The sequence below is a fragment of the Fluviicola sp. genome, assembly GCF_030151805.1.
Lineage (GTDB): Bacteria > Bacteroidota > Bacteroidia > Flavobacteriales_D > Crocinitomicaceae > Fluviicola.
The window spans coordinates 1-5,957 of sequence record NZ_JASLCN010000315.1 but is presented as its reverse complement, the minus strand read 5'-3'; the positions used below and the strand labels follow the sequence as shown (position 1 = coordinate 5,957).

At 41.6% G+C, this 5,957-nt stretch carries 5 protein-coding genes; 3 read left to right on the top strand and 2 right to left on the bottom strand.

Annotation, left to right across the window (positions count from 1 at the left end; translation table 11 throughout):
* The first annotated feature begins 183 nt into the window (after positions 1-183).
* From Q1V93_RS12120 to rluF, 3 genes are all read left to right on the top strand, one after another.
* On the top strand, positions 184-1,344 hold the full coding sequence (locus tag Q1V93_RS12120; RefSeq protein ID WP_300665037.1) for a glycoside hydrolase family 3 N-terminal domain-containing protein: 1,161 nt from the start codon (positions 184-186) through the stop codon (positions 1,342-1,344).
* A 108-nt stretch (positions 1,345-1,452) separates the two neighbouring features.
* Entirely contained in the window at positions 1,453-2,016 is a 564-nt protein-coding gene (locus Q1V93_RS12115; RefSeq protein WP_300665035.1) for a hypothetical protein, read from the top strand.
* A 61-nt stretch (positions 2,017-2,077) separates the two neighbouring features.
* Positions 2,078-2,956: a 23S rRNA pseudouridine(2604) synthase RluF gene (rluF, locus tag Q1V93_RS12110; RefSeq protein WP_300665034.1), complete on the top strand. Its 879-nt coding sequence runs from the start codon at positions 2,078-2,080 to the stop codon at positions 2,954-2,956.
* A gap of 11 nt (positions 2,957-2,967) precedes the next feature.
* On the opposite strand, the gene Q1V93_RS12105 is transcribed toward rluF, so the two are convergent.
* Positions 2,968-4,893, bottom strand: coding sequence for a T9SS type A sorting domain-containing protein (locus Q1V93_RS12105; RefSeq protein ID WP_300665032.1), 1,926 nt, complete (start codon positions 4,891-4,893; stop codon positions 2,968-2,970).
* 132 nt (positions 4,894-5,025) lie between these two features.
* On the bottom strand, positions 5,026-5,957 hold a 932-nt coding region (locus tag Q1V93_RS12100), incomplete at its 5' end, for a T9SS type A sorting domain-containing protein (RefSeq protein ID WP_300665029.1).

Here is a 5,957-nt window from a genome sequence, read left to right as displayed (position 1 = left end):
AGCATTTATTTGTGCAACTTGTCCCGACTTTTCGGGATTTGCGGAAAAAAATCACCAGAATTCTCGTGCAAAACCTTTATAAAAAAGACTAATTCACCTTCGAATTGTTTATAAATGGGCTTCGAAAAGACAATCTCATGAAACTTTCGGGCTACATTTGTACCAACTATGATAAAAGTAGAAATGAAACATTGGATTACAATTTGTGCTTGTTCGGTATTATTACTTCAGGCATGCGGACAAAATAGTACTGAAACAAAAACGGAACCTCAAAAAGAAGAACGAAAAGTTCCTCGGTTGCCGGAAATCAAGCGCACGTATGCTCTTTCCGATTACCTGACTGAGAATGCAGATTTGAATAAAGATGTAGATGCGTTGTTCAAAACATTGGATGACACGGCTATTGTAGCTCAGTTGATTATGCCCGCAGTTGGTCGTTTAGGAAATACACCACAATCTATCAAGGCACTGATCGAAAAAAGAACAATCGGAGGAGTGTTGATGTTGAACGGAACAAAAACAGAATTTACTTCCTGGATCAAAGAATTCAATGCATTGAACAAGGAAAACGGAAATCCTGGATTTTTATATAGTGCAGATGCGGAACCAACGTTGTTCAACCGCAAGATTTCCGGAACTTCTACCGTTAAAAAAGCAAACGAAATTACTTCTATTGCTGAAGTAAATCAATGTGCAGATACGATCGCAGCTACTTTAAAAGCGATTGGAATCAATTACAATTTTGCACCGGTTGTAGATTTGGCAAAGAACGGAACGGTTGGTTACAGAGGTTTCGCGAAAGTGGAAGCAAACAATGTTCCGTGGTCAAATGCATTTATTGCACGTATGCAGGAACAAGGAATCATTGCTACGGCAAAACACTTCCCGGGACACGGATTGGTTTCAGGAGACACACACAAAGCGCTTCAGGCAATTGACGGTGAACTAAAAGAAGTTTCGACTTACCCGGGATTGATCGAAAAAGGAGTTTTGAGTATTATGATCGGACACTTAGCGGTTGTCAACAACCCCAAATACAATACAAACGGTCTTCCGGCAACCTGTTCGAAAGTGATTATCACGGATTTGCTTCGCAAAGAATTAGGTTTCAAAGGATTGGTTGTAACAGATGCTATGAATATGGGCGGAGTTACGGCTGTGAAAGGAAACAGTGTAAAAGCAATTGAAGCCGGAGTGGATATTTTATTAATGCCTTTGGATTGCATGAAATCTCATGGAGAAATCTTAGCAAAATACCGTTCGGATGCAAGCTTCAAAGCAATTGTTGATGCAGCTGCAAAACGCGTGCTTCGCATGAAATTATGCGCGGGAACAATTCACTAAAAAGATTCATTCTCAAGTTATTTAAGACTGGTTTCGAAGGAAATCAGTCTTTTTTTTGCGCTATTGTTTTTTGACTTATTTTTACACCTGTACTAAACGGAACGCTTTATGAAAATGATCATTACAATCCTTTTAATGGCTTTTTGTCCGTTGATGTACGGGCAGGTTTTGCATCAAACGCTTCGGGAAGACAAAACCTATGAATACTGGTTTTCATTGGATCAATACCAAAAACCATTCAATTATGTTGTTGAGATCGAACAAGTGGGTGGAAACATCACCAAACTGAAAGGAATTCACAAAGGACATCATGGAAGCGGTGAAATTACCATCAGCGATCTGAACGGAAACATTCTCTACGGGGAAAAATTAGGGAAAGAACTCAGCTTTGAATTTGCTACCGATCAGCAGGAAATCATCATCGAAGTGCTGATCAACGGGTTTACAGTTTATCAGAAACAAACCAAAATAAACATGCTCACCGTGCTGGTTCTCAAATTACAACCCGAACCTCAGGATGCTGTTTATCAAATAAACGCACAAAAGGAATTATCCGCATCCGATTTAGATATCATCATGCAATGTGTCAATCATTGCGTACAACCCGGTGTAAATAAAGACATTACCACTTGTGGTAAAAAAGGAGAAACAACTATTTCCCTCCAACATTAAAGGTTAAGCACGAAATGAATTACCTTCGTATTCTTCAAATTTCGTTTTCTAATAAAGAATCATGCACGAATCGATCCGATTAAACAAATTTATCAGCGATAGCGGTTACTGTTCCCGAAGAGAAGCAGATAAGTATATTGAACAGGGATCGGTATTTATCAATGGTGTGAGAGCTAAAATCGGCACGCAGGTTGGCAGCAGAGATACTGTTGTAGTGAACGGACATACTGTTCAACGAAAAGACCGGGAAGACGATTTGTACATTGCCCTGAACAAACCGAAAGGAATTACTTCAACTACGGAAAAAGGAGTGGAAGATAATATCGTGGATTATATCGGTCATCCGAGACGGATCTTCCCTATTGGCAGATTGGATAAAGACTCGCAAGGACTTATTTTCCTAACGACCAACGGAGATATCGTAAACAAAATTTTGCGCGCCGGAAATCAGCATCAAAAGGAATATATCGTTACTGTTGATAAGCCATTTACAAGCGAATTTGTGACACGAATGGCCGCAGGAGTTCCTATTCTGGGTGTTGTCACAAAGAAATGTGTCGTCGAACAACTTTCACCCAACGTTTTCAAGATCATTTTGGTTCAGGGATTGAACAGGCAAATCCGCAGAATGTGCGAATACTTCGGTTACAATGTCACAAAACTGGAGCGCACACGGATTATGAACATTGAACTTAAAGGGATTCCTTTAGGTGAATGGCGTGAATTAACCGATTCCGAAATGCGGATGATGAATGAATTACTCAAGGATTCAAGCGGAGAAGCCGAAAAACCAAAAAGTAAGCCCAATCCGCCAAAGAAAAAAGTACCTGCACAACAAAAGAATCATGCGCAGCAAAAATCACGCGCTTTCAGCGGGAAACCCGGAAGTAAAACAAACAGTCCGCGGGGAAGAAAACCTGCTTCGCGGGGAAGAAAGTAACTTCACTCCTTTTATGGCGCGATTTTCAGAAATTTACCGGTCCAATTTCCCTGGTTGGTTTCCACGATGATGGAATAAATCCCCGGAGCCAGCAAATTGACTTTGATCACTTTAGAAGTACCCTTATCAACAAGCTGACCGGCTGCACTCATGGTTTTAACCGATTGAATTTGAATGGATTCATTCAGTAACAAACTGATTTCATCAATTGCAGGATTCGGGAGAATGGAAATATCCAATGGTTGCTCTTTGTTTAATCCCAAATCATCAATAAGATAACAATCCGAGGTATCCGAACAAGTTCCTGAAGTCGTAATAACGGCATAATTCCCATTGGTTGCGGGGGCAAATTGCTGGCTGGTTTCTCCATTAATCGGTACATATCCGTTATCACAATTGAGCCATTGATAAGCAGCACTTGCAGAAGCATGTAATTCGGCTCCAACCTGAGTAACAACCGGATTGTTTTGAACGATGTCAATGGTCACAGAAGGACTTATCGTTGTTCCGCATTCATTGGTCATTTCACAGATCCAAACACCTTCGTCTCCAACTGTCAAAGAAGCAAAATCCAGCATTTCAGTGGTTCTTGAATTATCAATTGCCCCGTTTTGTTTCCAGACATAAGAAACCGTATTTTCAGATTCCAGTTCGAAGGTAAATTCCGTTCCTTCACACGTTATCAGAGAAGTATCATTTACAGGCAAATACCCGGGTTTTCTACAAACAGCAGTCAAAGAAGGTGTTGCAGGTGAATACCAACCCATGTCAATTGGAAAACGCCCTTTGGCAACTAATTGATTGGAAGAAGGATTGTATTCAAAAACGCCGTTTCCGGTTACTCCATACAACTTTCCGTTAGGTCCATTGATCAAACTAAAAGGAAAAGGCCCGACATTCATGTAAAAACCATTTCCATAAGTAAAATCCAGTTTCTTGGTAAACTGATCGGTTACCGGATCAAATTCGAACAAAATTCCACAACCGGAAGGAAAACCGGTCTCGGGAGTTCCCCCGTTAGCAGTTCCGTAAAACTTACCGTTAGTGGCTTTCATCATTGGTGAGGGCTGTTGCCCTAAAAGTCCGCCTTGAAAATTGTGCTTGTTCGTATAAGTACTTGTTGCGGGGTCAAAAGCATAAATAACTCCTTTGTTAGTTGCTCCGCCTGGTTTGGCAACGCTGTACAGAATGTTATTATAACTCACAAACTGATTCTCGAACTGATAACCATTACTTCCGTTGCAGGGAGACAAATAACGAATAGAAAAGGCATTTGTCAAAGGATCAATCCGGATAATTGAGCCCAGATTCGGATTAGGAACCGGACATTGGGAATTCGTATAGGTAGTTCCGTAAAGAAATCCATCAGGAGCCCGGTACAAATTTCCTTCCAGGCGGTTGCCCAACGTTGAATTCGATGTGCCACCCTGAAAAGTAGGCAGATTCAAAGCGGTTGAGATTGTTTCAGTAGTCGTATTGAATGCAAAAACAACACCTCCCTGATATGCTCCTCTGATCTGTCCGTAAACAACTCCGGGAGAAACTTCTGTCAAACCTCTGAGCCCGTCTCCAGCCGGGTAAACACCCGTAATCTGCAGGTTGTTCGCACCAAAATGTTGTAAAACCTTAAAAGTGGCTGTTGTTAAATCATACTCGTAGAATACCCCGCCGCTAAAAAGCCCCTGATTGTTTTGTCCTCCCGCCGAAGTAAAACCATAAAGCTTATTATTACTTGCCGCTAGTAATGCCCCCGGATTTTTTCCATAAACAGAATCAAAATGATGCACAACCTGTAAATTATCACCGATCGAATCTGTTTTAAAAATATAACCGTGTCCATATTGCCCGCCGTTACTGACTGTTCCCCAAATTTCTTTCTGAGAAAACGCGAAACAATTAAGGAAGCAAACTGTATAGAAAAGAAGGAATTTTTTCATTGAAATTCAAATAGTGTAAGATTGGTATAATCGTCACCGGATGTTAGCCATCCGATTCAATTCTGAGACTAAAATACGAATAAAAGGGTTGCCTTTTTCAAGACAACCCCTTAAAATTCAAATCGTATTCAGCTATTTCTGTGAAACTTGCAACTTATGCATCGAATACACACCATCCAGATTTAAAATCAGGAAATACTGTCCGGTAGGCATATCGCGTTCAGAAATGCGGTTCAATCCTTCTTTCAGTCTATGGTGTCCGATTTCACGTCCGCTTTCATCAATAATGGTAGCAATCGCCTCATTCTTAAATGCAGGAACTTTCACAGAGAAGTTTCCATCATTCGGATTCGGATAAATTTCAACTTTTGATGAAGGAGCCATTGATTCTTCCGGATTAGAAGTTCCCGGAGCCAGATTATGCGTTCCCGGAGGAGAAGCACATAAAACAGTTTTACATCCACCGCTGGTTACATACACACAAACGGAAGTCGGAGCCGGACCCGAACCTGTCAGGTACAATACCGGGCCAGTTCCTGTTGGTACTGCTGGTGGCCCACTACCGTTTAAATACCAGGCATAAGTAGCTCCCACCGGGGCACTGCTTGTGATGTAAACATCCGGTCCACCAACACCAGGGTTGTAAATCGTCGTAAGAATGGTTCCATTTCCATTATAAGTAATCGGAAAGCTGGCTACAGGACTATTACCACAAGGTGCGCCTGTAGTGTGAGTAACGTTAATGGTGTACGTTCCTGCAGGCGCTGTTCCCGAAGTTGTAACAGTAATAACACCGGTTGTCGGGTTTACGCTTGAACCGGTAATTAATCCCGCAGGTGTACTACTGATCACGTAATTTCCATAGAAAGGAGAAGGAGCATTAGCAACTGTAATATTTGTTGTTCCTGCAACCCCGTAATTCCAACAATTAGCGGTAATACCACTTGGTGTAACCGGACCATACTGAACCGGGAAAGGAAGTGATGTAGCATCACACCCATTAGTACCAACCGATACGACGTACACATTCTGAGGTGGTGGTAACGTTCCGCCTGGAATTGCTA